Annotated in this window: 20 protein-coding genes; 7 read left to right on the top strand and 13 right to left on the bottom strand. The window is 67.3% G+C overall.

From position 1 onward, the window contains the following. Positions 1–18 precede the first annotated feature (18 nt). A complete protein-coding gene (locus tag FN976_RS26600; protein WP_222432892.1) occupies positions 19–5,658 on the top strand; it encodes a beta strand repeat-containing protein in 5,640 nt (1,879 codons plus the stop codon). A gap of 86 nt (positions 5,659–5,744) precedes the next feature. After that, the gene (locus tag FN976_RS26605) at positions 5,745–7,751 is read left to right on the top strand and encodes a TolC family outer membrane protein (protein WP_145896721.1); all 2,007 of its coding nucleotides are present in this window, start codon (positions 5,745–5,747) and stop codon (positions 7,749–7,751) included. Between the two features lie 10 nt (positions 7,752–7,761). On the opposite strand, the gene FN976_RS26610 is transcribed toward FN976_RS26605, so the two are convergent. After that, positions 7,762–9,399: an AMP-binding protein gene (locus tag FN976_RS26610; protein ID WP_145896723.1), complete on the bottom strand. Its 1,638-nt coding sequence runs from the start codon at positions 9,397–9,399 to the stop codon at positions 7,762–7,764. After that, a complete protein-coding gene (locus FN976_RS26615) occupies positions 9,396–9,872 on the bottom strand; it encodes a MarR family winged helix-turn-helix transcriptional regulator (RefSeq protein ID WP_145896725.1) in 477 nt (158 codons plus the stop codon). The genes FN976_RS26610 and FN976_RS26615 overlap by 4 nt, the downstream gene beginning before the upstream one ends. Before the next feature lie 136 nt (positions 9,873–10,008). On the opposite strand from FN976_RS26615, the gene FN976_RS26620 reads away from it, so the two are divergent. Further along, positions 10,009–11,241 carry a class I SAM-dependent methyltransferase gene (locus FN976_RS26620; protein ID WP_145896727.1) on the top strand — a complete coding sequence of 411 codons (1,233 nt, stop codon included), beginning with the start codon at positions 10,009–10,011 and terminating at the stop codon, positions 11,239–11,241. A gap of 2 nt (positions 11,242–11,243) precedes the next feature. Continuing rightward, the gene (locus tag FN976_RS26625) at positions 11,244–11,567 is read left to right on the top strand and encodes a DUF1840 domain-containing protein (RefSeq protein ID WP_145896729.1); all 324 of its coding nucleotides are present in this window, start codon (positions 11,244–11,246) and stop codon (positions 11,565–11,567) included. A 27-nt stretch (positions 11,568–11,594) separates the two neighbouring features. Here FN976_RS26625 and FN976_RS26630 read toward each other — a convergent pair whose 3' ends face one another. The 11 genes from FN976_RS26630 to FN976_RS26680 form a co-directional block, all read right to left on the bottom strand. Next, positions 11,595–12,605 carry a Bug family tripartite tricarboxylate transporter substrate binding protein gene (locus FN976_RS26630; protein WP_145896731.1) on the bottom strand — a complete coding sequence of 337 codons (1,011 nt, stop codon included), beginning with the start codon at positions 12,603–12,605 and terminating at the stop codon, positions 11,595–11,597. Continuing rightward, positions 12,602–12,982 (bottom strand): hypothetical protein, encoded by a 381-nt coding sequence (locus tag FN976_RS26635; protein ID WP_145896733.1) that lies wholly within the window; start codon positions 12,980–12,982, stop codon positions 12,602–12,604. Before FN976_RS26635 ends, FN976_RS26630 begins: the two co-directional genes overlap by 4 nt. A 59-nt stretch (positions 12,983–13,041) precedes the next feature. Then, entirely contained in the window at positions 13,042–14,031 is a 990-nt protein-coding gene (locus FN976_RS26640) for a tripartite tricarboxylate transporter substrate-binding protein (protein WP_145896735.1), read from the bottom strand. Between the two features lie 114 nt (positions 14,032–14,145). After that, positions 14,146–15,393: a phenylacetate--CoA ligase family protein gene (locus FN976_RS26645; protein ID WP_145896737.1), complete on the bottom strand. Its 1,248-nt coding sequence runs from the start codon at positions 15,391–15,393 to the stop codon at positions 14,146–14,148. A 10-nt stretch (positions 15,394–15,403) separates the two neighbouring features. After that, positions 15,404–16,213: an ABC transporter ATP-binding protein gene (locus tag FN976_RS26650; protein WP_145896739.1), complete on the bottom strand. Its 810-nt coding sequence runs from the start codon at positions 16,211–16,213 to the stop codon at positions 15,404–15,406. A gap of 143 nt (positions 16,214–16,356) precedes the next feature. Next, positions 16,357–17,691 carry an ABC transporter substrate-binding protein gene (locus tag FN976_RS26655; RefSeq protein WP_145896741.1) on the bottom strand — a complete coding sequence of 445 codons (1,335 nt, stop codon included), beginning with the start codon at positions 17,689–17,691 and terminating at the stop codon, positions 16,357–16,359. A gap of 88 nt (positions 17,692–17,779) precedes the next feature. Beyond that, entirely contained in the window at positions 17,780–18,856 is a 1,077-nt protein-coding gene (locus FN976_RS26660; RefSeq protein WP_145896743.1) for a branched-chain amino acid ABC transporter permease, read from the bottom strand. 2 nt (positions 18,857–18,858) lie between these two features. Continuing rightward, positions 18,859–19,788 (bottom strand): branched-chain amino acid ABC transporter permease, encoded by a 930-nt coding sequence (locus tag FN976_RS26665; protein ID WP_145896745.1) that lies wholly within the window; start codon positions 19,786–19,788, stop codon positions 18,859–18,861. Between the two features lie 2 nt (positions 19,789–19,790). Next, on the bottom strand, positions 19,791–20,636 hold the full coding sequence (locus FN976_RS26670; protein ID WP_145896801.1) for an ABC transporter ATP-binding protein: 846 nt from the start codon (positions 20,634–20,636) through the stop codon (positions 19,791–19,793). A 5-nt stretch (positions 20,637–20,641) separates the two neighbouring features. Continuing rightward, positions 20,642–22,576, bottom strand: coding sequence for an AMP-dependent synthetase/ligase (locus tag FN976_RS26675; RefSeq protein WP_145896747.1), 1,935 nt, complete (start codon positions 22,574–22,576; stop codon positions 20,642–20,644). Positions 22,577–22,786: 210 nt separating this feature from the next. Next, entirely contained in the window at positions 22,787–23,923 is a 1,137-nt protein-coding gene (locus FN976_RS26680) for an ABC transporter substrate-binding protein (protein ID WP_145896751.1), read from the bottom strand. A 106-nt stretch (positions 23,924–24,029) separates the two neighbouring features. On the opposite strand from FN976_RS26680, the gene FN976_RS26685 reads away from it, so the two are divergent. The 3 genes from FN976_RS26685 to FN976_RS26695 are packed head-to-tail and all read left to right on the top strand — an operon-like array spanning position 24,030 to position 26,563. Continuing rightward, a complete protein-coding gene (locus FN976_RS26685; RefSeq protein WP_145896753.1) occupies positions 24,030–24,755 on the top strand; it encodes a Crp/Fnr family transcriptional regulator in 726 nt (241 codons plus the stop codon). Beyond that, on the top strand, positions 24,748–25,527 hold the full coding sequence (locus tag FN976_RS26690; RefSeq protein ID WP_145896755.1) for a pseudouridine synthase: 780 nt from the start codon (positions 24,748–24,750) through the stop codon (positions 25,525–25,527). Before FN976_RS26685 ends, FN976_RS26690 begins: the two co-directional genes overlap by 8 nt. A 10-nt stretch (positions 25,528–25,537) precedes the next feature. Beyond that, positions 25,538–26,563 (top strand): ABC transporter substrate-binding protein, encoded by a 1,026-nt coding sequence (locus FN976_RS26695; protein WP_432417894.1) that lies wholly within the window; start codon positions 25,538–25,540, stop codon positions 26,561–26,563.

Raw genomic sequence — 26,563 nt, forward strand, 5'->3', positions numbered from 1 at the left:
GCCAACGTGGTGAGCGCGGTGATCACGCTGACCAACGCGGTGGCCGGAGACGTGCTGTCGGTGCTGGGCTTGCTGCCCGCGGGCATCGTCGCGAACCTGGTGGGCAACGTGCTGACCCTGAGCGGCTCGGCCACGCTGGCGAGCTACGAGACGGCGATCGAGCAGGTGCGGTTTGCCAACAGCGGAGACAACCCGGGCAACACGGCGCGGGTGATCAACGTGGTGGTCAACGACGGCACGGGCAACAGCAACACGGCGGTGGCCACGATCAGCGTCACGCCCTTGAACGATGCGCCGACGCTGGACCTGGACGCGAACAACTCCAGTGGCGCCGCCGGCAACAACTTCACGACGAGCTACACGGAAAACGGCCCCGGTGTCGCCGTCGCGGACACCGACATCTCGATCGTGGATCCCGACAACACCAACATCGCCAGCGCGACCATCACGCTGACGAACGCGGTGGCGCTGGACGTCATGTCCGTGTTCGGCGTGCTGCCGGCCGGCATCTCCTCCAGCATCGTCGCGGGGGTGGGCACCATCACCGTCACGCTGACCGGCTCGGCAACCCTGGCGAGCTACCAGACGGCCATCCAGCAGGTGCGTTACTCCAGCACCAGCGAGAACCCGAGCACGACGCCGCGCACGATCACCGTCGTGGTCAACGACGGCACGGCCAACAGCAACACGGCCACGACCACCGTCAACGTCGCCGCCGTCAACGATGCACCGGTTGGCGTCGCCGACGCGCGCACCGCGGTGGAAGGCACCACGACCGTTCTCGCATCGGTGCGCACCAACGACACCGACGACGTGACGGCACCCGCGTCCCTGACGGTCGTCCAGTTCTCGACGGATGGAACCACCCCGGTCTTCGTGAACGGCTCCAGTTCCGTCACCACGACCCTGGGTGGAACGGTCGTGATGAACACCGACGGCACGTTCACCTACACGGCGCCGCCGCACCAGGACCACCTCCCGCCGCCGGCCTCCAACATCGACACCTTTGTCTACCGGGTCAGCGACGGTTCCCTGACCGCCACAGCATGGACGACGGTCAGCATCACCATCACCGACACCGGCCCGACGGCCGTCGCCGATGCGGACAGTGTGGTCCGGGGCACGACCATCACCGGCAACGTGATCACGGGTGCGGGCGGCGCGACCGCCGACATCGCGGCATCCGATCCGCTGTCCGTCCTCACCACTGTGTCCTTCGTTTCCGGTGCGACGTTGATTTCCACCACCGGGACTCTCGCCACGAGCCAGGTCTTCACGACCAGCACGGGCGTGCTGACCATCTCGCAGGATGGCGCGTATTCCTACCAATCCACGGCGGCCGCGCCCGTGGCCGTGCGCACGGTGGCGGCCAACCGGACGGCAGCCCAGTGGGAGACCGACCTCGGAGGAACCGCCCTTCAGGTGAAGGCACTGGATGGCACGACACCCTGGGTCGGAGCGTTGCCGACATCAGGACTGAACACGGCCGCCGGAACCGCCGGCGTGGTGACCACCGTGACCGCTCTCGGCATCGGGGTCGAAACCGGCGGCGGCACCGGGAACACAGATGCATTCCGCATCCAGCCCGACGACTACCTGATCCTCAACCTGGACACGCCCAGCAGGAACACCACGCTGACGTTCGACGCCCTGGGCGCAGGGGAGGACGCCGTCTGGTACGCGTTCAACGCAGCCGGCGGCCTGGTCAGCCAGGGCCTGTTCAGTGCCACCACCACCGGCCAGATCCAGACCAACACCGCGTTCCAGTACATCGTCCTTAGCGCGGGCGCGGGCGACGCGTATTCGCTGAACGGCATCCAGGCCTTCCCGCCGATCAACCCGGTGGTCTTCAACTACACCGTTTCGGACGATGACGGATCGCTCTCGGCCACCACGCTGACGGTCGATACGTCGCTGGGCGTCGCGGCCTTGCCGGACACGGGTACCGTCTACGAAGCGGGGGTCGCCACGGGTTCTTCCCCGGGCGGAGTGGCGACGCCGGCTGTCGCCACCGGCAACCTGCTGAGCAATGACGGCATCAACGGGACGACGACCATCACGGGCGTCACGGGCGCCACGTTCGCCGGCGGTGTGTATACCCTGACCGACGCGGTCGGCACCTTGCAGGTGTGGTCGGTGGCGGGGGGCGGCCACGTGGCCGGTGACTACGTCTACACGCTGACGGGCCGCACGACCGAGGGCAGCAACGACGTCCTCAGCTTCACCTACACGATCACCGACACGGCGCCGGCCCCGGACACCACGTCGTCCGCGACCCTGTCGATCAACGTCGTCGACGACGCTCCGCTGGCCACCAATTCCAGCACGCAGATCGCGCAGGCCGATGCCGCCGCCTACGAGATCGTCCTGATGCTCGACGTCTCCGGCAGCATGACTGCAAGCGGCCTGGGGGAAGTGCGTCTCGTCGATGACAACGGCAACGCCGTCGAATCGAATCGACTGGCGCTGGCAAAGGCCGCCATGATTGCCCTGGTGGAAGAGTACTTCGCCCAAGGCAGCCAGGTGGCCGTCAAGCTCGGCTCGTTCTCCACGACCGCCACGATCCTGAACGGCGGAGTCGCCTACACCAGCAAGGACACGCTGATCGCCGCCATCAACGCCTTCACGGCCGGCGGCGGAACCGAGTACGACAACGCACTCGATGCCATGCGCGGGGCGTTCACGAGCGCCTTCCCTGCGGCGCCGCCGAGCTCCACGATCTCGCGCGTGGCTTACTTCCTGTCGGACGGCGTTCCGAGCACGACCGATGTGACACTGGACACCGCGATCGCGGCGTACCTGGGTGAGGCCGACGACACGGATGGCACCGGCTTCAGATCCTTCGCGGTCGGCCTGGGGAATGGCATTCCCAATACCAGCTACCTCGATCGCGTCCACACCGTGGATTCCAACCAGGACGGTCTCGAGGACGCCGCGATCATCGTCCCCGACCTGAACCGGCTCGAAGAGACCCTGCTGGCCACGGTGCCCACCGCCTACAGCGGCAGCGTGGGCGGCACCGGCGGCGCCAGCAACGTGACGTTCGGCGGCGACGGGGGTTACATCGGCTACCTGGAACTCATGCTCGACAGCGCCGACGTCGGGACGGCAGTGGACACCCTGGTTCGCTTCCTGTTCAACGGCACGAACTCGATCTCGATCGACCCGTCGACGCCCGCGCCCTGGATCAGCGGCTTTCCGCTCGCGAGCAGCGTGCTGACCCTGGACAGCGCGCAAGGCTTCACGCGCGGCAACCTGATCTTCGATTTCAGCACGGGCGCCTATACCTACTACACCGGCGTGCTCGCCGTCGAAGGCGAAACGTTCGACCTCGGCTTCCAGGTGGTGGATGCGGACGGCGACACGGCCGTGGCCTCGCAGACCCTGCAGGTGATCGACGGTGCTCCCATCGCGCGGTCAGACTACGACACCTTGTCGGCGAAACAGAGCGTGTTTTCGGGCAACGTCATCAACGGCATCGGCACCGATGGCGGCGTGACCGAGATCGTCGGCGATTTCGCCGCTGCGTCGGTCTCCAAGGACTCCATCATCGACGGCGCCGACGTCGTCTCCATCACCTTCCGCGGCCAGGTCTTCGACTTGACGACGGTGCGGGCCATGGCGGCCAACCCGGGCGCGGCTGGCGGCTTCTACAGCGTGGATGCCGCCGGCCGGCTGACCTGGTTGCCCGTGGCGCCGGTGGCCAACAAGGTGGTCGCGCCCGCGCCGGGGGTGGATGACGGTGTGGAGCAGGCGGACTTCAATGCGCAGAACATCGTGGTGACGGCTTACGACGATGCTGATGCGGGTACCAACACAACCCCCCCGCACCCATTCGTGACGGCCGGATCCGCGGTGTCGGGCCTGAGCGCGACGGCAATTGGAGGCACACTCACGGGCGCGGTGCGCTACCGCGGAGCCAACGCAGGCAACAACAACGACGGCGTCGGCGTGGAACAGTCCGGCAGCAGCAACAATGCGGATCGTATCGAGGAGAGCGAGCACCTGCTGCTGAACCTCAACGCGAGCAGCCGGGCCACCCAGGTCACGCTGACCGACCTGGGCAACGGCGAGGTCATGCAATGGCACGCCTACGACGCCGCGGGCGCCTGGGTTGCGAGCGGCATCTACACCGGCGCTTTGTCCGGAGGCCTGGTGGTCGCCCAGACGATCACCATCGAAACGGAGACGGCTTTCCAGTATCTCGCCTTCACCGCCGGCACCGGCGACAACTTCCGCATCAACGGCGTCAACGTGACACGGGCGACGGAAGGACTGATCTTCGACCGGGACGGCTATTACCAGTTCACGCCACCCGCGGCGCAGTCGGCGGCACCTCCGGCGGCCGCCGCGACGACGCTCGCACTGACCGCCGCACCCGGGGCCGGCACGGGCGTGACGATTGAAGGGTACACCCGACTCGGCAACCTGACGGGTGCGCCCGACTCCACGGTGAACTACAACGCGAACGGCGCGGGCGTGGCCGGCGGCGGTGGCGGCAATGACCTGGATGACCTGGAAACGCTGGTCATCACATTCGCGCGTTTGCAGCATCCGAGCGGCGTCCAGAACGTCGTCATCGACGTGACAGACGCGGCCAGCAACCTCGGCGGCACGGATGCGCTCACCTATTCGGTGTACGACATCAGCGGCAACCTGCTCGGCCAGATCTCCACGCCGAACGAGACGCCGTTCCAGGTTCCGGCAGAGTTCAGCAACATCGGGCGCATCGAAATCGAGGCGAACAACGGGGCCGACGCACGCATTGGAAGCATCTCGTACCGCAGCATCACAGGTTCGGCCGGGGGCGGAACGGCCTATGCCCCCGAGGTCATCAGTTACACACTGCGTGACGATGACCTCACGCCAGACCTCTCGAGCGCCAACCTGACACTCCAGACCGTCAGCGACCAGCAGGCAGGCGGAACCGGCAACGACACGCTCACCGGGGGCGTCCTCAACGACTACATCGGCGGTGGCGCCGGCAACGACACGCTCAGCGGCGGCGCGGGTTACGACCTGGTGCGTGGCGACGACGGCAACGACACGCTCAATGGCGGTAACGAAGCCGACCGGCTGTTTGGCGGCGCAGGGACCGACGTGGTGAACGGCGACGATGGCAACGACCAGCTGCGCGGTGACGAAGGCAACGACACGCTGAACGGCGGCAACGGCACCGACGTGCTTTACGGCGATGCGGACAACGACACCCTCGATGGCGGTGCCGGCGCCGACACGCTGTACGGGGGTACCGGCAATGACACCCTCTTCGGTGGTGCCGCCGATGGCATCTCCGACGTCTTCATCTGGGAGCTGGGCGACCGGGGGAACAAGGGGTTCCCGGCGGTGGACACCATCACGAGCTTCAACAACGCCAATGGCGGTGCCGGCGGCGACATCCTCGACCTGCGCGACATCCTGGTCGGGGAGAGCAATGGCGGCGGCACGGGCGGCAACCTCGACGACTTCATCCATTTCTCGGTGTCGGGCGGCAACACTCGCGTCCACATCAGCTCGGTGGGTGAGTTCTCCGCCTCATACAGCAGCACGCGCGAGGTGCAGACCATCGTGCTGCAGGGCGTGGACCTCGTCGGTGCCAACACCGACCTTCAGATCATCCAGGACCTGCTGACGCGCGGAAAGCTGTTGACGGATTGAGGGCCCGCGGGTCAGAGAGTGCCGGGGCGCGGGCGGCCGCCCGACCCGGCGAGTGTGCGGATCAGAAAAAAGTGGAATACGACGACATGCACGAAGAAACAGTTCTCCACCCGTCCAGGACGGGCAGCCGCTCCCGCAGCAAACGGGCGCTGGCATTGCTGGTTTGCGGCTCGATGGTGCTGGGCGTCGCCCCGGCCCAGACACCCGCGGCGGCGCCTGCCCAACGCGCCGCGCCGGCGATCGCCAGCGCACTGAACGAGCAACCGCTGACCTTGCGCGAGGCCGCCCAGATGGCGGTGCTGAAGAACCCGGAGGTGCTGGCCCGCTGGCACACCGTGAAGTCCGCCGAAGGAGAGCGCGACGCCGCCAAGGGCGGCCTGTACCCCAGGGTGGACCTGTCGGCGTCCACGGGGCCGGAGCGGCGTTCGGAGGTCGACGGCCGCTACAGCCGCAGTTGGGCGACGCTGTCCCTGACGCAACTGCTGTACGACGGGCTGGCCACGATCCGCGAGGTGCGCCGCCTCGACCACGCGACCCGCGTGCGTGTCTTCGAGCTGATCGGCACGTCCGAAGGCATCGCCCTGGAAGCGGCACGGGCCTACTTCGACGTGCTGCGCTACCGCGAACTGGTGCAGCTCGCCGAGGAAAACTTCATCGAGCACCGCACGGTCTACACGCAGACGGATGACCGGGTCAAGGCGCGGGTGGCGCGTGCGGTCGACCTGGAGCAGATCACCGGCCGCCTGGCCCTGGCCGAGGCCAACCTGCTGATCGAAACCTCGAACCTCCATGACACGACGGCGCGCTTCCAGCGGATCGTCGGGCGTTTGCCCTCCCGTGAGATGCCCGTGCCGGCTTACCTCGCCCAGGGGCTGCCGACCGACCCCGCGACGGCGCTCGCGAAGACGCACGAGCTCAACCCCTTCGTGCTGGCCGCCATCGAGAACGTCCGTGCCGGCCAGGCGGCGCTCGAGACGCGCGACAGTGCCTACCAGCCCCGCTTCGATTTCCGGGTGAAGCGCGACCAGGGGCGCAACCTCGAGGGCGTCGCGGGCAACTCCAATGCGACGGTCGCAGAGATCGTGATGAACTGGAACCTGTTCAACGGCTTTGCCGATCGCGCGCGCGAGCGCCAGTTCGCCGAGCAGCTGAACATCGCCAAGGATGTCCGCGACAAGACCTGCCGCGACACCCGCCAGACCACGACGATCGCCTACAACGACATCGTGAAGCTGCACGAGCAGCTCGAATACCTCAAGGCGCACGAAGGCGCGCTGAGCAAGGCGCTCACCGCTTACCGCCTGCAGTTCCAGATCGGCCAGCGTTCGCTGCTGGACCTGCTGGACACCGAGAATGAGCGGTTCCAGTCGCGGCGCGCGGTCGTCAACGCCCAGCAGGACCTGAACATCGCCTACGTCCGCACCCAGGCAGGCATCGGCACGCTGCTGCCCGCGCTGCAACTGGCGAGGCTGGATACGGCGATGGACGAAGAGATCCGCGCCTGGACCGCCGGGGCCGACGCCGCGCAGCAGTGCCCGGCCGAACCGGTCACCGTGTACGCGGTGGACAAAAATGCCCTGGTCGCGCGCGCGTTGCAGCAGGCGGCTCGCATGCCGATGCCGCTGGGCCCCGCCACGGGGCCGGCCGGGCCGGGAGCCGCCACGGCAGCACCCAGCGCTCCCGCCGCCGTCACTGCGCAGGCAGCGCCAGTGCCGGCGCCGGTTGCGCCGGCCGCCACCGACCAGGCGGTGCGCAACGCACTGGAGGCCTGGCGCGCTGCCTGGGCCAGCCAGGACATCGCGACCTACCTGCAGTCCTACGCCCCCGACTTCGTGCCCCCGCGCGGCACGCGCGACGCCTGGGAAAAGCAGCGCCGCGACATCATCGGCCGCGCTTCGGGTGTGAGCATCGCCCTGGAAGGCGTGACGATCGCGCCGGACAAGGACCGCACTACGACGTCGTTCGTGCAGGTCTACCGTTCCGCCAGCTACCAGGACAAGGTGCGCAAGACGCTCGTCTGGCGGCTGATCGATGGCCGCTGGAAGATCGTCCGGGAAACATCGGAAGCGGCGGCCGAGCTGCCGCCGAAGTAATTCCAGCCCGCTAGCCCGGCTGCCGCAGCTTGAAGCGCTGCAGCTTGCCGGTCTCGGTGCGCGGGAGCGCGGCCACGAACTCGATTTCGCGCGGGTACTTGAAGGGCGCGATGGTCGCCTTCACGTGTTCCTGCAAAGCCTTGACCATGGCAGCATCACCGGCGTGGCCGGGCTTCAGCACGCAGAAGGCTTTCACGATCATGCCGCGCTCGTCGTCGGGCTGCCCGATCACGCCGCATTCGGCCACCGCCGGATGCTTCAGCAGCGCGTCCTCCACCTCCGGGCCGCCCACGTTGTAGCCGGCCGTGATGATCATGTCGTCGGCCCGCGCCTGGTAGAAGAAATAGCCGTCGGCGTCCTGCAGGAACGCGTCGCCGGGGTAGTTCCACCCGTCCTTGACGTAGTTCGCCTGGCGCGCGTCGTCCAGGTACTTGCACCCGGTCGGGCCGATGACGGCCAGCGAGCCGATGGTCCCGCGCGGAACTTCACGCCCTTCGTCGTCCACCACCCGCGCCGTGTAGCCGGGCACCACCGTGCCGATCGCGCCGCGCTTCACCGCATCGGGCGCGGACGAGATGAAGATGTGGAACATCTCGGTCGCACCGATCCCGTCGAGCATCTCGAGGCCGCTGGCCTCTTTCCACAACTGGCGCGTCGCATCCGGCAGGCCTTCGCCCGCGCTCACGCTCAGGCGCAGCCGCCCGATGCCGTGTTGGCGCGCGAAGGCCGCCGCCTGGCGGTAGAAAGTGGGCGCGGTGTAGCAGATGGTCGCGCCGACCTCGTTGATCGTGCGCACCAGCGATTCAGGGGTGTAAGGCGCTTCGGGGAAATACACGGAGGCGCCGGCCCACATGGGGAACAGCAGCATGCCGCCGAGGCCGAACGTGAAGGCGAGGGGGGGTGAGCCGACCACGATGTCGTCCGGCGTGGCCCGCAACACGTGGCGCGGCCAGGCCTCGCAGGCGGCGAGCACGTCGCGGTGGGTGTGCACCGCGGCCTTCGGCTTGCCGGTCGTGCCCGACGTGAAGGCCAGCAGGGCGATGTCGTCGGCGGAGGTCGGGCAGGCCTCGAAGCCGCCTTCCTTGGCGGCGGCCCGCACAGCCAGCGAACCAGGGGCGTCGGGAGAGTTGAAAACGATCACGTCGCGCAGGACCGGGCGATCCCGCCGGGCGAGTTCCAGTTCCTCCAGCAGCTTCGCATCGCAGAGCGCCAGCGCGGGCTGGGCCTTGTCGATGATGTCGCCGAGTTCGCGCGCGCGCAGCAGCGGCATGGTGGCCACCGCGATGCCGCCGGCCTTGACGACGGCCAGCCAGGCCAGGGCCATGCCAATGGAGTTGCCCCCGCGCAGCAGCACGCGATGCCCCGGCACCATGCCCAGGTCGTCGACCAGCACGCGGCAGATGCGGTCCACGCGCTCGCGGACGTCGGCATAGCTGAGCACGATGCGCGCCGATCGCAGCAAGGGACGCTCGCCCCAGCCCTTCGCGGGCGCCTTGTCCAGCAACTCGCCCACCAGGTTGCACGCGCCGACAATGCGAAGTTCGGGCCGCTCGTAAACCATCCGCGGCCAATCGCCCGGAGCCGGCAATCGCTCATGAACGAAGCGATCCACCTGCGCGGAAGGCACGTCCGTGGCCTGCGCCGTCATGCCACCGCCTCCTGGTGCCCGCCGGCGTGGTCTTTCACCTTGCCGAGCAGGCGATGCAGCGTGGCGATGTCCTTTTCGCTCAGGCTGGCGAAGGCCTCGACGATCCAGTCTTCGTGCTGCCGGGCCATCTCATGGAACTGCTTGCGCCCTTTCGGCGTGAGGCGAACCCGGTAGGCGCGCCGGTCACCCTCGACATCGACCCGCTCCACCAGGCTCTCGGCGACGAGCTGGTCGGTGATGCCGGTGACGTTGCCGCCGGTGACCATCATGCGGCGCGACAGTTCGTTCATCTTCAGGCCGGCCGGTGAACGTTCGAGCTGCGCCATCAGGTCGAAGCGGGGCAGCGTCGTGTCGAAACGCTCGCGCAACCGGCTGCGTACCTGCTTCTCCACGAGCTGGGTGCAGGTGAGCAGGCGCAGCCACAGGCGCAGGGCCTCGGGGTGCTCGCTGTGGGCGCGCGCTTCCATGTCCATCGGGGATCCTTGGTTCCTGGGATCTAAATAGTTTAGGCCTGAATCAAATGCTGTCAACCCGGCGTCCACCGGCCGGCGGCTGAGGTAGCGATGTCGTCCTACAGCCGCGGTACGCGGCCAGCCGCAAGAATTTTGGATGCAAGCCCTGGTGCGCAAGCTCGAATCGCAGCTGGCCGCCCTGCCGGTGGCGGTGGCCCTGCGCCTGCCCGGCGGCGAACTGGTGGGCGCCGCCAACGCAGCCGTGCGTGTCCTCTTCAGCGACTGGTCCGGACTCGCCACCCTGGCCGCCGGCCAGATCGGCCGCATCGCCGAGGACTATGTCGAGCGCCGCCTGCAGATCGAGGGCCGCATGCGCGACGTGATGGCGGCCGCCGCAGGCCTGCTGCCGGGCAGCCCGGTGGCGAGCGACACCAGCTGGTGGACGCAGGTGCTGCGCAGGACGCGCTCGCTGGCCTCGCACACGCCCGAGCGTGACGCGCAGCAGGTCCGCTTCCACTACGACGTGTCCGATGCCTTCTATGCGCTCTGGCTCGACCCCCGGCGCGTCTATTCCTGCGCCTATTTCGCTGAGGACACCATGACCCTGGCCGCAGCCCAGGAGGCCAAGCTGGACCTGATCTGCCGCAAGCTGATGCTGCAACCCGGCGATCGCTTCCTGGACATCGGCGCGGGCTGGGGTGGCCTGCTCCTGTGGGCGGCCGAGCACTACGGCGTCACGGCCACCGGCATCACCCTGTCACGCAACCAGCACGGGCATGTGCAGCGGCTGATCGAGGACGAGGGCCTGCAAGGCCGCGTGCAGGTGCGGCTGCAGGACTACCGCGACCTCGACGAGTCCGAGCCTTTCGACAAGATTGCCTCGGTCGGCATGTTCGAACACGTGGGGCAGGCCAACATGCCGGCCTACTTCCGCAAGGTCCACGCGCTGCTGAAGCCTGGGGGCCTGGTCATGAACCACGGCATCACGGCCGGCGGCACCGAGCCCGGCGAACTGGGCGCGGGCATGGGGGAATTCATTTCCAAGTACATCTTCCCCGGTGGGGAGTTGCTGCACGTGAGCCACGTGCTGCGCGAGACGGCCGCGGCCGGCCTCGAGATGGTGGACACGGAAAACCTGCGGCCGCACTATGCGCGCACGCTCTGGGCCTGGTCCGACGCCCTGGAGGCGCGGCTCGACGAGGCCCGCGCGGCGCTGGCGGCCACCCATGGGGAACAGGACGCCGAAACCGTGCTCCGCGCCTACCGGCTCTACCTTTCCGGGTGCGCCATGTGCTTCGAGCAGGGCTGGATCGCGCTGCACCAGATCCTTTCGACGCACACAGGCGCCCGATCCGCCTATCCTTTCCGGCGCCAATACATGTATCGTTGACCATGCTCTACAAATTCAAATCCAAGGCGGCCGGCGACCTCATCATGCTGGAGCCGAACGGGCGCCGCGTGCTCGAAGCCATCGGCAAGGATCCCGGGCCGAAGGGGATCATCCTGCCCGGCGAGATCGCGCAGGCTGTGGCCGCGCTGGAAGCGGCGATCGCCAGCGAGGAGGCCGAGCAGAAGAAGGCCGCCGAAGAGGCGAAGGCCAAGGGCGAGGTGCCGGCGCGCGCCGACAGCGTCTCGCTGCGTCAGCGCGCGCTGCCCTTCATCGACATGCTCCGCCGCGCGCAAAAGGCCAACGAAGACATCGTCTGGGGAGTGTGAGCCGATCGAAGGCCGCTTCGCGGCCAGTTAGTCGATCTTGGCGCCCGACGCCTTCACCACCGGCGCCCACTTCTTGATCTCCGCGTCGATCAGCTTCGCGAACTCCGCCGGGGTGTTGCCGCTGGGGATGGCGCCCTGGGCCAGCAGCCGCTCCTTCATTGCCGGGGTCGCCAGCGCCTTCGCGGTTTCCTGCTGCACGCGATTGACGATGTCCTGCGGCGTGCCGGTGGGGGCGAGCAACCCGAACCACGAGCTCGCTTCGAAGCCCTTGAGGCCGCCGGCCTGCTCCACCGTCGGGGTGTCCGGCAAGGCGCCGGAGCGCTGGCCGCTCGTGACGGCCAGTGCCTTCAGCTTGCCCGCCTTGATGTGCGGCATCGCGGAAGGCAGGTTGTCGAACATCACATCCATGTCGCCCGACAGCATGCCCAGCAACGCCGGGCCGGAGCCGGTATAGGGGAAGTGCGTCATGTAGACGCCAGCCATGCTCTTGAACAGTTCCCCGGCCAGGTGGATCGAGGTGCCGTTGCCACTCGAGGCCATGTTCAGCTTCGCCGGATTGGCCTTGGCGTATTTGATGAAGTCGGCCACCGTGTGGATGCCGCGCGCGGCTGCTTTCTCGCTGTTCAGGACCATCACGTTGGGCACGCCCGCCACCAGTGAAATCGGCACGAAATCCTTCTGCGGGTCGTACGGCATCTTGCTGTAGAGCGACTTGTTGATGCCGTGGGTGCCGACGGTGCCCATCAGGAGCGTGTAGCCATCGGGGGCGGACTTGGCGACGATGTCGGCACCGATGTTGCCACCCGCGCCCGCGCGGTTCTCCACCACGAAGGACTGGCCGAAGGCCTTGGAGAGTTCGGGCGCCAGGGAGCGCGCCAGGATGTCGGTGGTGCCGCCGGGCGCGAAGGGCACGACGATGCGCACCGGCTTGCTCGGCCAGGCGCCCTGGGCCAGCACGGGGCCGGCGGCCAAGGCGCCGCCCAGCAGCGCCAGGGCGGCGGCCGCGCGGCGGCGGGTGATCAGGGATGGGTGGGTCATTCGGTCTCCTGGGATGGGTTCTGCACCGTGGCGACAGCTGCTGCACAGCGTTGGCCGGCCTGCACGCCGAGCGATGCGGCCAGGGCATTGGCGTGGCCGATGATGCCATCGTTCAAGGTGCTGTGGGCGTCGCCGATGCGCGCGCTGCTGTGCAGAACGGCGCAGGCGGCGATGCCTTGCGCCTGCAGCAGCGCGAGCCCCGCGACACCGGCGGCTTCACGGCCTACGCCGGCGTCGTTGAACACGCACAACAGCGGCCGCGCGGCCTGCGCGAAGCGCGCTGAACTGACGCCGCCGTGGGAGCCGGTCACGGCGATGCAGCCCGCGTCGTGCGGGCCGAGTTCGGTCACTGAGTCGACGATGCGCAGGAGCGGCATATGCGGGCGGAAAAAAGGCCGCCCGAGGGCGGCCTTTCAGCAATACGTTCGATCCGCGATCAATCGACGTAGACGCCGGCGGCCTTGATGACCGGGCTCCACTTGGCGATCTCGGCGGCAACGAAGGCCTTGTGCCCGGCGGGCTGCATGCGGTTGTCGGTCACGACGACCGCGCCGAGGCCTTCCTGCTTCTTGATGAAGTCGGGGTCCTTGAGAGCAGCCTGCATCGCGTCGTTCAGCCGCTTGAGCACCGGCGCCGGTGTGCCCTTGGGTGCGTACAGGCCGTGGAAGATGCTGACACTGAAGTCCTTGACGCCCATCTCCTGCATCGTCGGCAGGTCCTTGAGGGCAGGCGTGGTCAGGCGCTTCGTGGACGTGACGGCGAAAGCCTTCACCTTCTTGGCCTCGATCTGGCCGGTGGTGTTGGTCGTCTGGTCGCACATGAGGTCGATCTGGCCGCCGATCAGGTCGGTCATGGCCGGGCCGGTGCCCTTGTACGGCACGGCCGTCATGTCCACGGACATGGCCTGCTGGAACAGCATGCCGCACAGGTGCGACGCGGAACCCACGCCGGCGTTGCCCAGGTTGATCTTGCCCTTGTTCTGGTTGATCCAGGCCACGAGTTCACGATAGTTGCCGGCGGGCAGCGTGGGCTTGGAGATGACCGTCATCGGCACGTCGTTGACGAGGCCGACGTATTCGAAATCGGTTTCGACCTTGAACGGGATGTTTCGGACCAGCGTGGGCATGGTGGCCATGCCGATGTGATGCAGCAGCAGCGTGTAGCCGTCGGCCTGGGCCTTCGCGACCTTGTTGGCGCCGATCGAGCCGCCGGCGCCGGCGGCGTTGTCCACCACGATGGTCGCGCCGCCCATCGGCTTGCGCATGGCCTCGGCGAGGTCACGCGCCACGCGGTCGGTCGGGCCGCCGGCGGCGAAAGGCACGACGATGGTGATGGTCTTGCCGCTGGCGGGGAAGTCCTGGGCATGCGCGCCCACGGCGGTGGCCAGCAGGGCGAGCGGGACGAGCGTCTTGCTCAGAATTTTCATGGAGGGCTCCTTGGATTGAACCGCTCGATGATAGGCAGCGCGCGACGCTCCGCTATCGCGGGAATTACTTAGCGGAAGGTCCGGGAAAGCCCTGAGCGGGCACCACCCGAGCCGTCATTTATAGCTGCGGGCGTCCTCGATGACCTTGCCGTCATTGGGCAGGCTGCCGGGCTGGAGCAGCTCGACGGTCCCGCGCAGCTTGGTCACGTCCCGGATCGCCTCGCCGATGCGCGCGTCGAGCCCCTGGGGATGCTCGGCGGCTTCGACCTTGAGCGTCATCATGTCGTTGGCCATCTCGCCGCTGACCACCAGCCGAGCCTTCAGCACCTCCGGGAAGCGGCGCGTGATGTCCGCCACCTGGCTGGGGTGGACGAACATGCCCCGGATCTTGGTGGTCTGGTCGGCGCGGCCGAGCCAGCCCTTGATGCGCGTGTTGGTGCGCCCCGTCGGGTCGACCCCTGCGAGCACCGCGGAGAGATCGCCGGTCCCGAAGCGCACCAGCGGATAAGCGGGGTTGAGCGTCGTGACCACGACTTCGCCGACCTCCCCCTCCGCCACGGGGTCGCCGGTGCCCGGTCGTACGATCTCGACCAGCACCCCTTCATCGACCACCATGCCTTGCCGGGCACTGGTCTCATAGGCGATCAAGCCCAGGTCCGCTGTCGCGTAGCTCTGGAACACGTCGAGACCCCGCTCCAGGAACCAGTCGCGCAGGCTGGGCGGAAAGGCTTCGCCACCGACCATGCCCTTGCGCAAGCTGCGGATGTCGGCATCGAGTTCCGCGGCCTTCTCCACCAGGATGCGCAGGAAACTCGGGGTGCCCACATAGGCCTGCGGCCGGAGTTCGGCGATCACCTGCAGCTGCTGTTCGGTCTGGCCGGTGCCCGCCGGGAACACGGTGCAGCCGCACGCGTGCGCGCCGGATTCCATGATGAAGGCCCCGGGCGTCATGTGGTAGCTGAAGCAGTTGTGCACCAGGTCACCCGCACGGAAACCGGCGGCGTACATCGCGCGGCCAGCGCGCCAGTAGTCGCGTGTCGTGCCTTCCGGTTCGTAGATCGGCCCGGGCGACGCGAACATGCGGGGCATGGACGGGCCGCGCACCAGGGTCGAGAAGCCGCCGAACGGATCGGCCGGGCGGCCGGCCTTCTGGCGCTCGAAGAGGTCGTGCTTGCGGGTGACCGGCAGCCGGGCGAGCGCGGCGCGCGACTTCACGCCGTCAGCATCGATGCCGCCCAGGATCTCGCGGTAAGCGGTCGAAGCCTGCTGCGCATGCGCCACCTGCGCCGGCAGCGCAGCCAGCAGCTGCGCCTCGCGCTGGGCCGGGTCGCGGGTTTCCAGCGCATCGAAAAAATCGCTCATCCCTACCTCCTCAGGCCAACCAGCGCTTGCGGCGCTTGTAGCTCTTCACTTCGCGGAAGCTCTTGCGCTGGCCGCCGCCGACACCCAGGTAGAACTCCTTCACGTCCTCGTTGGTGGCCAGCTCGGCGGCCGGCCCGTCCATGACGATGCGCCCGCTTTCCATGATGTAGCCGTAGTCGGAATACTTGAGCGCCATGTTGGTGTTCTGCTCGGCCAGCAGGAACGTCACCTTCTCCTTGGCGTTCAGGTCTTTCACGATCTCGAAGACCTCCTCCACGATCTGCGGCGCGAGGCCCATCGAGGGTTCGTCCAGCAGCACGATGCTGGGCTGCGCCATCAGCGCGCGGCCGATCGCGCACATCTGCTGCTCGCCGCCGGAGGTGTAGGCCGCCTGCGAGGTACGGCGCGTCTTCAGGCGCGGGAAATAGGCGTAGACCTTGTCCAGGTTGGCCGCGATTTCGCCCTTGCTCTTGCGGGTGTAGGAGCCGGTCAGCAAGTTTTCCTCGATGGTCAGGTGGGCGAAGCAGTGACGCCCTTCCATCACCTGGACCACGCCACGCTGCACCAGGTCGGCCGGCGTCAGGTTCTCGATGCGCTCGCCGCGCAGCTCGATCGAGCCCTTGGTGACCTGGCCGCGCTCGCCCTGCAGCAGGTTCGACACCGCGCGCAGGGTGGTGGTCTTGCCCGCGCCATTGCCACCGAGCAGCGCCACGATGCCCTGCTCGGGCACCTGCAGCGACACGCCTTTCAGGACCAGGATCACGTGGTTGTAGATGACCTCGATGCCACTGACGTTGAGTACGATTTTCTTGGGGTCCATAGATGTGGGTGTTGACCAATCGAAAGGCGCAGGCCTTTCGATTGGCGGCTCGCGAGAGCCGCGTCCCCTCCCGCTTGGCGGGAGGGGCAGGAGAGGGTGCCGTCAATTCGGTCTGGCAATTGCCAGACGATCGACGCAGTCGATCAGGTCTGGCAATCCGCGGCGGTGCGGCGCTCCAGCTTCTTCTCGGCGGCGTACTTGTCGGCGGCGGCCTTGATCATGGGCTTGATCACGGCTGCGTCGCTTTCGTACCAGTCGGAGGTGAAGTTCCACTTCTTGCCGTCCCAGGTGTGGACGCGGGCCCAGGTGGCGCCGCGATGGTCGGCGCACGAGGTGCTGATCGGGCGTGCGACGCCGGAGAAGCCCAGCGCATCCAGCTTCTTCTGGTCGAGCGCCAGGTTTTCATAACCCCAACGAGCCTGCTCCGCGCTCATCCACTTGCCCTTGCCGTAGCGCTCCTGCGCCCGCTTCACGCCTTCGACGGCAAGCATGGCCGCCATCAGGCCACGCATGTACAGCACCTGGCCCACTTCCTCCTTCGGACCCGTGCCCTGGCCCTTCGCATGCACCAGCTCCAGCACGTCCTTGACGATCTTGGAGTTGGGCTCCGCGCCATGTTGCAACGCCAGGGCGTTGTAGCCCCTGGCGCCATCGCCGACGTCCTTCACGTCCGGCTCCGCGCCCGCCCACCACACGCCGTACATCTTGTCGCGCGGATAGCCGGTGGCCACCGCGTCCTTCAGCGCCGTGGAGTTCATGACGCCCCAGCCCCACAGGAACACATAGTCGGGACGGCTGCCGCGGATCTGCTGCCAGGTGGCTTTCTGCTCGACGCCCGGATGGGCGACGGGCAGTTGCTGCAGTTCGAAGCCGTGCATCTTGGAACGTTCCACCAGCAGGGGGATCGGCTCCTTGCCGTACGGGCTGTCGTGGTAGACCAGCGCGACCTTCTTGCCCTTCAGCTTGTCCCAGCCGCCTTCCTTCTTGGCCACGTGCTGCAGCAGGATGTCGGCGGCGTCCCAGTAGGTCCCGGTCAGCGGGAAGTTCCACTTGAACACGTTGCCGTCGGTGCTTTCACTGCGGCCGTAACCGGCGGTGATCAGCGGAATCTTGTCGCCCGGCGCCTTTTCGGTCAGGGCGAAGGTGATGCCGGTGGACAGCGGCTGGAACACCGTGGCACCGCCGTTCTTGCCCTTCAGGCGCTCATAGCATTCGACGCCGCGGTCGGTGGCGTAGCCGGTCTCGCATTCCTCGAACGACACCTTGACGCCGTTGATGCCGCCCTTGGCGTTGACGTACTTGAGGTAGTCGACGTAGCCGTTCGCGAACGGGACGCCGTTGGGGGCGTAGGCGCCCGTGCGGTAGACCAGCACGGGGAAGAATTGCTCCTTCGCCTGCGCGTAGGCGCTCGTCGAGATGCCCGACGTCGCCGCCGCTGCCACGGTGGCCGCGACGAGAACCAGATTGCGGAATTTCATGCCTGTCTCCTTGTGAAAGTGGGAAGCGTTGTCAGTGGACGAAACATTCGGGCGCGCTGCATCGGGACTTGCGAGCAAGGGGTATCCCTCAGTGAGGGAACGGCCACAGGCGCAGCTTCTGCTTGCCGATGGACCAGAGCCGCGCCAGACCGTGCGGCTCGACGATCAGGAACCAGACGATCAGCGCGCCGAAGACCATGAACTCGGTGTGGGCGATGCCGGCGGTGGAGATGGTCACGCCGAAGGCGCTGCCCACGGCCGGCAGCGCCTGGTTCAGGAAGATCGGCAGCACCACGATGAAGGCCGCACCGAAGAAGCTGCCCATGATGGAGCCCATGCCGCCGATGATGACCATGAAGAGCAGCTGGAAGGAGCGGTCCACCGAGAAGGCGGCCGGCTCCCACGCGCCCAGGTGCACGAATCCCCACAGCGCGCCGGCCACGCCGACGATGAAGGAACTCACGGCGAACGCGCTCAGCTTGGCGTACATCGGGCGGATGCCGATCACGGCGGCGGCCACATCCATGTCGCGGATGGCCATCCACTCGCGGCCGATCGCGCTGCGCACCAGGTTCTTGGCGAGCAGGCCGAAGACCGCCAGGAAGCCCAGGCAGAACAGGTACTTCTCCACCGGCGTGTCGATCGCCCAGCCCATCACGTTCAGGTTGGACACCGAGACGGAGCCTGACGAGGTGTAGTTGGTGAACCACTTGATGCGCAGGAAGGCCCAGTCGCAGAAGAACTGCGCGGCCAGCGTCGCCACCGCCAGGTAAAGCCCGCGCACCCGCAGGCTCGGGATGCCGAACACGATGCCGACCAGCGTGGCGAACACACCGCCCAGCAGGATCGCCAGGATCAGCGGGATGCCATCCACCCGGATCAGGCAGTTGTAGGCCGCATAGGCCCCGACCGCCATGAACGCGCCCGAGCCCAGCGAGATCTGCCCGCAATAGCCGACCAGGATGTTCACGCCCATGGCCGCGAGGGCGAGGATCAGGAACGGGATCAGGATGGCGCGGAACATGTAGTCCGACGCCAGCATCGGCACCAGCAGGAAGGCCACCGCCAGGATCGCCAGCACGGCCACGCGGTCCTGCAGGATCGGGAAGATCTGCTGGTCGGACTGGTAGCTGGTCTTGAACTGACCGTTTTCGCGGTAAAGCATTTTTAGACCCGGTCAATAATCTTTTCACCGAACAGGCCCTGCGGCCGGAACAGGAGCACCACCAGCGCCAGCATGTAGGCGAACCAGATCTCGATGCCGCCGCCCACCATCGGCCCGATGTAGACCTCCGAGAGTTTCTCGCCCACGCCGATGATCAGCCCGCCGATGATGGCGCCGGGCACCGACGTGAGGCCGCCCAGGATCACGACGGGCAGGGCGCGCAGCGCAATCGACGACAGCGAGAACTGCACGCCGAGCTTGGAGCCCCAGATCATCCCCGCCACCAGCGCCACCACGCCGGCGACGCACCACACGATGACCCAGATGCGATTGAGCGGGATGCCGATGGACTGGGCCGCCTGGTGGTCGTCCGCCACGGCGCGCAGCGCGCGGCCGGTGCTGGTCTTCTGGAAGAACAGCGTCAGCAGCGCCACCAGGGCCGCGGCGATCACCGCCGCGATCAGGTCTTCCTTGTTGATCAGCACACCGCCCTGGAAGGTGGATTCCAGTGCGATCAGCGGCTCCTTCGGCATGCCGATGTCGATCTTGTAGATGTCGCTGCCGAAGATCGTCTGGCCCAGCCCGTCCAGGAAATAGGTGATGCCCAGGGTCGCCATTAGCAGCGTGGCACCCTCCTGGTTGACCAGGTGGCGCAGCACCAGCCGCTCGATCATCCAGGCCACCGCGAACATGATGATGCCGGCCGCGATGAAGGCCAGCACGTTGGCCAGGATGACGCTCTCGAAGCCCAGCCACTTGGGCAGCCAGCCGGCGAAGCGCGCCATCGCGAGCGCGGCGAACAGCACCATCGCGCCCTGCGCGAAGTTGAAGACGCCGGAGGCCTTGAAGATCAGCACGAAGCCGAGCGCCACCAGCGAATAGAGCATGCCCGTCATCAGGCCGCCCAGCAGTGTTTCGAGGAAATAGCCCATGGTCAGTGACTGGTCCCGAGGTAAGCCTTGATGACTTCGGGGTTGTTGCGCACTTCGTCCGGCGTTCCATCCCCGATCTTCTTGCCGTAATCCAGCACCACCACCCGGTCGGAGATGTCCATCACCACGCTCATGTCGTGCTCGATCAGCACGACGGTGGTGCCGAACTCGTCGTTCACGTCCAGGATGAAGCGGCACATGTCCTGCTTCTCTTCCAGGTTCATGCCGGCCATGGGTTCGTCGAGCAGCAGCACCTGCGGTTCCATCGCGAGCGCCCGCCCGAGATCCACGCGCTTCTGCAAGCCGTAAGGCAACTGCCCCACCGGGGTCTTGCGGAAGGCCTGGATCTCCAGGAAGTCGATGATCTTCTCGACGTATTCGCGGTGCTGGATCTCCTCGCGTTCGGCCGGGCCGATGCGCAGGGCCTGCAGGAAGATGTTGCTCTTGATGTGCAGGTTGCGGCCCGTCATGATGTTGTCGAGCACGCTCATGCCCTTGAACAGGGCCAGGTTCTGGAAGGTGCGGGCGATGCCCATCTCGGCCACCTGCCGGCTCTTCATGTGGTGGAAGCTCTTGCCGCGGAAGGTGATCGTGCCCTGCTGCGGCTGGTAGACGCCGTTGATGCAATTGAGCATCGAGCTCTTGCCCGCGCCGTTGGGGCCGATGATGGCGCGCACCTCGTGCTCGCGCACGTCGAACGAGATGTCGCTGAGCGCCTTCACCCCGCCGAACGCCAGCGAGATGTTCTGCACGTCGAGGATGACCTCGCCGAACTGGCGCTGGGTGCCGGCCGGGGCGGGTTCGGGTGCGCCCCCGTTGCTGCCGCCTGGTCCTGGGTGGTCTCTCATGATCTTCATGCCGCCGCCCTCACCGGCGCGAAGGTGCGGGAATCCATGATCTTCAGCGTCGCGCTCACGCTGCCGGTGCGTCCATCCTCGAACTTCACCTGCGTTTCAATGTACTGCTCCGACTTGCCGCCGTACAGGGCATCAACCAGCACCTGGTACTTGTCGGCGATGTAGCCGCGGCGGACCTTGTTGGTGCGCGTCAGCTCGCCGTCGTCGGCATCGAGCTCCTTGTGCAGGACGAGGAAGCGGTGGATCTGGCTGCCCGCCAGCTTGTCGTCGCCCGCCAGGTCCAGGTTGACCTTCTCCATGCATTCCTTGATCAGCTGGTAGACCTCGGGCTTCTGCGCCAGGTCGGTGTAGCCCGCGTAGGGCAGGTTGCGCTTCTCCGCCCAGTTGCCGACCGCCTCGAAGTCGATGTTCACCATCGCGCAGACCATGTCGCGCCGGTCGCCCACGGCCACCGCTTCCTTGATGTGCGGGAAGAACTTGAGCTTGTTCTCGATGTACTTGGGCGCGAACATGGAGCCGTCGGCGAGCTTGCCGACGTCCTTCGCGCGGTCGATGATCTTCAGGTGGCCTTGCGCGTCCAGGAAGCCGGCATCGCCGGTGTGGTACCAGCCCTGCGCGTCCTTCACTTCAGCGGTGGCCTGCGGATTCTTGTAGTACTCCTTCAGCAGGCCGGGCGACTTGATCAGGATCTCGCCGCTTTCGGTGACCTGGATCTCGACGCCCTGCACGGGGATGCCCACGGTGTCGGAGCGCACCTGGTTGTCCGGCTGCATGCAGACGAACACCGCGGTCTCGGTGGAGCCGTAGAGCTGCTTGAGGTTGACGCCGATGGCGCGGTAGAAGGTGAACAGGTCGGGGCCGATCGCCTCGCCCGCCGTGTAGGCCACGCGCACCCGCGACATGCCCAGGTTGTTGCGCAGCGGCCCGTAGACGGCGAAGTTGCCCACGGCATAGAGCAAGCGGTCGAGCGCGCCGACAGGTTGGCCGTCGCGCAACGCGGGGCCGACCCGGCGCGCCAGGTCCATGAACCAGCTGAACATGCTGCGCTTGATGGCGCTGGCGTCTTCCATGCGGATCATCACGCTGGTGAGCAGCGATTCGAAGATCCGCGGCGGCGCGAAATAGTAGGTCGGGCCGATCTCCTTCAGGTCGATCATCACCGTGGCGGCCGACTCCGGGCAGTTCACCACGAAGCCGCAAGCCAGCCACTGCGCGTAGCTGAAGATGTTCTGGCCGACCCAGGCCGGCGGCATGTAGGCCAGCACTTCCTCGGCGGTGGTGAGCTTGTCGAACTCGGCGCCCGCCTTCGCGCGATCGAGCAGCGTGCGGTGGGTGTGCACCACGCCCTTGGCGTTGCCGGTGGTGCCCGAGGTGAAGAACATCGCCGCCACGTCGTCCGGCTTCGCTTGCTCCACCGTCGTGCGGAAAAAGCCGGCATTGGCCTCGCCGAACACACGGCCGGACTCGATCAGTGCGTCCAGCGATTGCAGGCCGGGTTCGTCGTACTTGCGCAGCCCGCGCGGTTCGTCATAGAAGATCGCCGCCAGCTGCGGGCATTGCGCACGCGCCTCGAGCAGCTTGTCGACCTGCTCCTGGTCCTCCGCGAAGGCGAAGCGCACTTCGGCGTTGTTGATGGGGAACACGACTTCAGCGGCTGCGGCGTCCTGGTACAGGGGCACGGGGATGGCGCCGAGCGACTGCACGGCCAGCATGGTGGCGTAGAGCCGCGGACGGTTCGCGCCCACCACCACCATGTGCTCGCCTCGCGTCAGCCCGGCCTGGTGCAGCCCGCAGGCGATGCGCTCGACCAGCAGCGCCATCTCCGCCCAGCTGCGCGACTGCCAAATGCCGTACTCCTTCTCGCGCATCGCGGCGGCGCCCGGCCGCTCGGCGGCGTGCTGCAGCAGCAGGCGGGGGAAAGTCGTCTCCATGCGGTTCCTTCGTGGGATGTGGTCCGGCTCAGGGGCGGAATGTAGGCCGCTGTTTGACGCCGTCTTGTCTTTGCGACGACATTCCTCGGGAATGTCCTACTAGGGTCTGCCCTTGGGATTTCAAGCGGGCCACCGCGGAACCGGCTTTGCCGGGCCGCGGGTGGCGCCCCCTTGAGGGGGGGCGGCGCAGCCGCTTCGGGGGTGGGCCATCTATCGGATGAAGCGGCCGTCGCGGCCGACCATCGTCAATTCGACGAAGCGGGAGGCATTGCGTCCCGGCTCGCTGAAGTTCACCTCGAAGCCGCCCAGCTCGTACCGGCGCAGCTGCCAGCCGGCATCGATGAACGCAGCGCGGCTGGCGTTGCGGCCGGCGCGGCGCAAGACTTCGCAGAACACGCGGGCGTTGATGTAGCCCTCCAGCGCCAGGTGCGAGGGCTCGAGCTCCACGCCCGCTGCCTTCCACGCCTGCTGGAACTCGCGCACCACCGGCACGACGGCGTTGCCGGGCGAAGGCACGACCTGCGACACCGCGATGCCGGTGGCGTCGTCGCCCAAGGCGCGCAGAGTCGCTGCCGGGCCCATCACCGACAGCGCATACAGCGGCAGGCCACGGCGCTGTGCGCGGATGGCCTTGACGAAATCGAGCGTCGGCTTGCCGGCCAGGCCCACGAGCACCGCCTCTGGCGCGGCGGCGGCGAGCTTGGCCGCGGCCTGCGCGGCGTCCTTGCCGTCGTTCTCCACCGTCACGGTGGTGGCCCCGCCCAGCTTGTGCTTTTCCATCGCCACCTGCGCGCCCGCCAGCACCTCCTTGCCGAAGGCGTTGTTCTGGTAGGCGATCCCGATGCGTTTGATGCCGATCGTGGCCAGGTGCTGCACCAGTTGCTCCGCTTCGTCGGGATAACTGGCGCGGATGTTGAACACGTTGCGGGCGCCGGGCGGCCGCGCCAGCAACGCGCCGGTGAACGGCGCAAAGAACGGCACGCCGTTTTCCAGCACCTTGGGCAGCATCGCGCCGATCATCGGCGTGCCCATGCAGTTGAAGAGGGCGAAGCAGTCCTTGTCGGTGAGGAAGGCCTGGGCATTCGCCAACGCCCGCGGGACGTCGTAGCCATCGTCGCGCACCTGCAGCTCGATGGGCCGGCCGTGGATCCCACCCTTGGCATTCACGGCGGCGAAGCAGGCTTTCGCGCCCTGGTGCATCGCCTGGCCCAGGTCTCCGAGCGGACCGCTGAGCGCGATGCTCTGGCCGATGCGCCAGGGAACGGCGTCCTGCGCGCGCGTTGCGGCGACCCAGGGAGCGGCGACGAGGCCCGCGAGCAGGCGGCGGCGGATGGCGGATGGTTTCATGGACGCTCCTCGGTGGAAAGAGCGCGAGACTAGAAGCCCGCTTGTTGCCGCCGTGTCTTTGCAACGACAATTTAGGGGAGAGCCCTGCCCCGGACTAACCCCAGAAATGGTCGCCGAACTGACACTTCACCAGCGCCGCCGCGATCCCAAGCCGGACGAACTGGCCGGCATCCCGTGGCTGGCCATCCTGCTGCCGAGCGAACGCGAGCGGGCCGTGCCGGACATCAAGGTGGGCGACGCCCTGCCCGGCGACTTCGTCTGCCGCATCGGCCGGCCGGTCACATACTGGTTCGGCGTCGTCGAAGGCCTGCTGAAGATGAGCACCGACAACGCCGACGGCCAGACGATGACGTTCACCGGCGTGCCGCCCGGCGGCTGGTTCGGCGAGGGCACGGCACTCAAGCGCGAAAGCTACCGCTACAACATCCAGGCGCTGCGCAAGAGCGTGGTGGCGGGGCTGGAGGTGGACACCTTCCACTGGCTGCTGGACCACTCGATCGGCTTCAACCGCTTCGTCATGAACCAATTGAACGAGCGGCTCGGCCAGTTCATCGCCGCGCGCGAGATCGACCGGATGAACAACCCCGACCTGCGCGTCGCGCGCAGCCTGGCATCGCTCTTCAATCCGGTGCTGTACCCCGGCGTCGGCGAAGTCCTGCGGATCACGCAGCAGGAACTGGCCTACCTGGTCGGCCTGTCGCGCCAGCGCGTGAACGAAGCGCTGTCGTCGTTGCAGGAGCAGGGCATCATCCGGGTCGAGTACGGCGGCCTGCGCATCCTCGACCTGCCGTCCCTGCGCTCCACGCTTTTCATTTCCCGACCGCATGCCTGAGCCCACGCCGAACTCTTCCACCACCAGCCGATTGAACAAGCGCATGGCCGAACTCGGCTTGTGCTCGCGCCGCGAGGCCGACGACTGGATCGCCAGGGGCTGGGTGAAGGTCAATGGCGCAATTGCCCCGATGGGCCTGCAGGTCGCGCCTGACGCGCGCATCGAGGTCGATCCGAAAGCGCGGGGCCAGCAGCGCGAGCAGGTGACCGTGTTGCTGCACAAGCCCATGGGCTACGTGAGCGGGCAGGCCGAGGACGGCTACCAGCCGGCCGTGGTGCTGTTCCAGGCCCGCAACCGATGGCAGGACGACCGCTCGCCGCACCGCTTCGCGCCCGCGCAACTGAAAGGGCTGGCACCGGCGGGGCGGCTCGACATCGACTCGACGGGCCTGCTGGTTCTCACGCAGGACGGCCGGGTGGCGCGTCAGCTGATCGGCGAGGACTCCGGCATGGAGAAGGAATACCTGGTACGGGTGGAGTACGGCGCGGTCACGAATGGCGTTCAGGCTGCGTTTCCGCCCGCGCAGATCGCGCGCCTGCGCCATGGCCTGAGCCTGGACGGGCAGGCGCTCAAGCCCGCGAAGGTGGACTGGCAGAACCCCGAGCAACTGCGCTTCGTGCTGACCGAAGGCAAGAAGCGGCAGATCCGCCGCATGTGCGAATTGGTCGGCTTGCGGGTGGTCGGGTTGAAACGGGTGCGCATCGGACGCATCCACCTGGGGAATCTGCCGGTGGGCCAATGGCGCTATCTCGCGCCAGGCGAACGTTTTTGAAGGGATGGCAATGACGAAGAATCTGTCCGTGGTGGCGGTGCTGGCACTGTCGCTGTGGGGCGGCGGCGCGCAGGCCCAACAGGCCGTCAGCGCGATCTGCAGCACCGACCAGTCCTGGTGCGAACTCGCGGCGCAGGAGTTCACCAAGGCGACCGGCGTGCGCGTGCAGCAGACGCGCAAGCCGACGGGTGAAGCCCTGGCCCAGATCCGCGCGGAAGCCACCAACCCGAAGACGGACATCTGGTGGGGCGGCACCGGCGACCCCTACTACCAGGCGGCCGAGGTCGGCCTGCTCGACGCCTACCGGCCGGATTACCTGGCGGATCTGCACGGCTGGGCGGTGCGCCAATATGCAATGAGCCAGAACCACGTGGGCGGCTTCTACACCAGCGCCATCGGTTTCGGCTGGAACGAGGAGGTGCTCAAGAAGAAGAAGCTGCCCGCCCCCAAGTGCTGGAAGGACCTGCTCGATCCGCGCTACAAGGGCGAGATCGAGACGTCGCACCCGGGCGCCAGCGGAACGGGCTACACCATCCTGGCGGGCCTGGTGCAGATGATGGGCGAGGAGCAGGCCTTCGATTACCTGAAGAAGCTGAACCGCAACGTCACGCAGTACACGCGCAGCGGCACGGCGCAGGCCCGCAGCGTGGCGAAGGGCGAGGTGGCGATCGGTGTGAGCTTCATCTTCGGCTTCGAGAACGAGCGCATCACCAACAAGTTTCCGGTGGCCTCGGCCGGCCCCTGCGAGGGGACCAGCTACGAGATCGGCGGGATTGCGCTGGTGAAAGGCTCGCGCAACCGAGAGGGCGCGAAGCGCTACTACGACTGGCTGATGAGCCCGGCCGGGCAGCAGATCGGCGCCCGGGCCAACAGCCTGCAGGTGCCGGCGAACAAGACCTTCAAGCCAGACCCCCGGATCCCCACGATCGACGACGTGCGGTTGATCAAGTATGACTTCGAGAAATACGGGAGGGCCAGCGAGCGGCGGCGGCTGGTGGACCGGTGGGTGAGGGAGGTCGAAGCATTGCCGAGATGA

Source organism: Caenimonas sedimenti, from assembly GCF_007833165.1.
In the GTDB taxonomy this organism is placed as follows: domain Bacteria; phylum Pseudomonadota; class Gammaproteobacteria; order Burkholderiales; family Burkholderiaceae_C; genus Ramlibacter; species Ramlibacter sedimenti.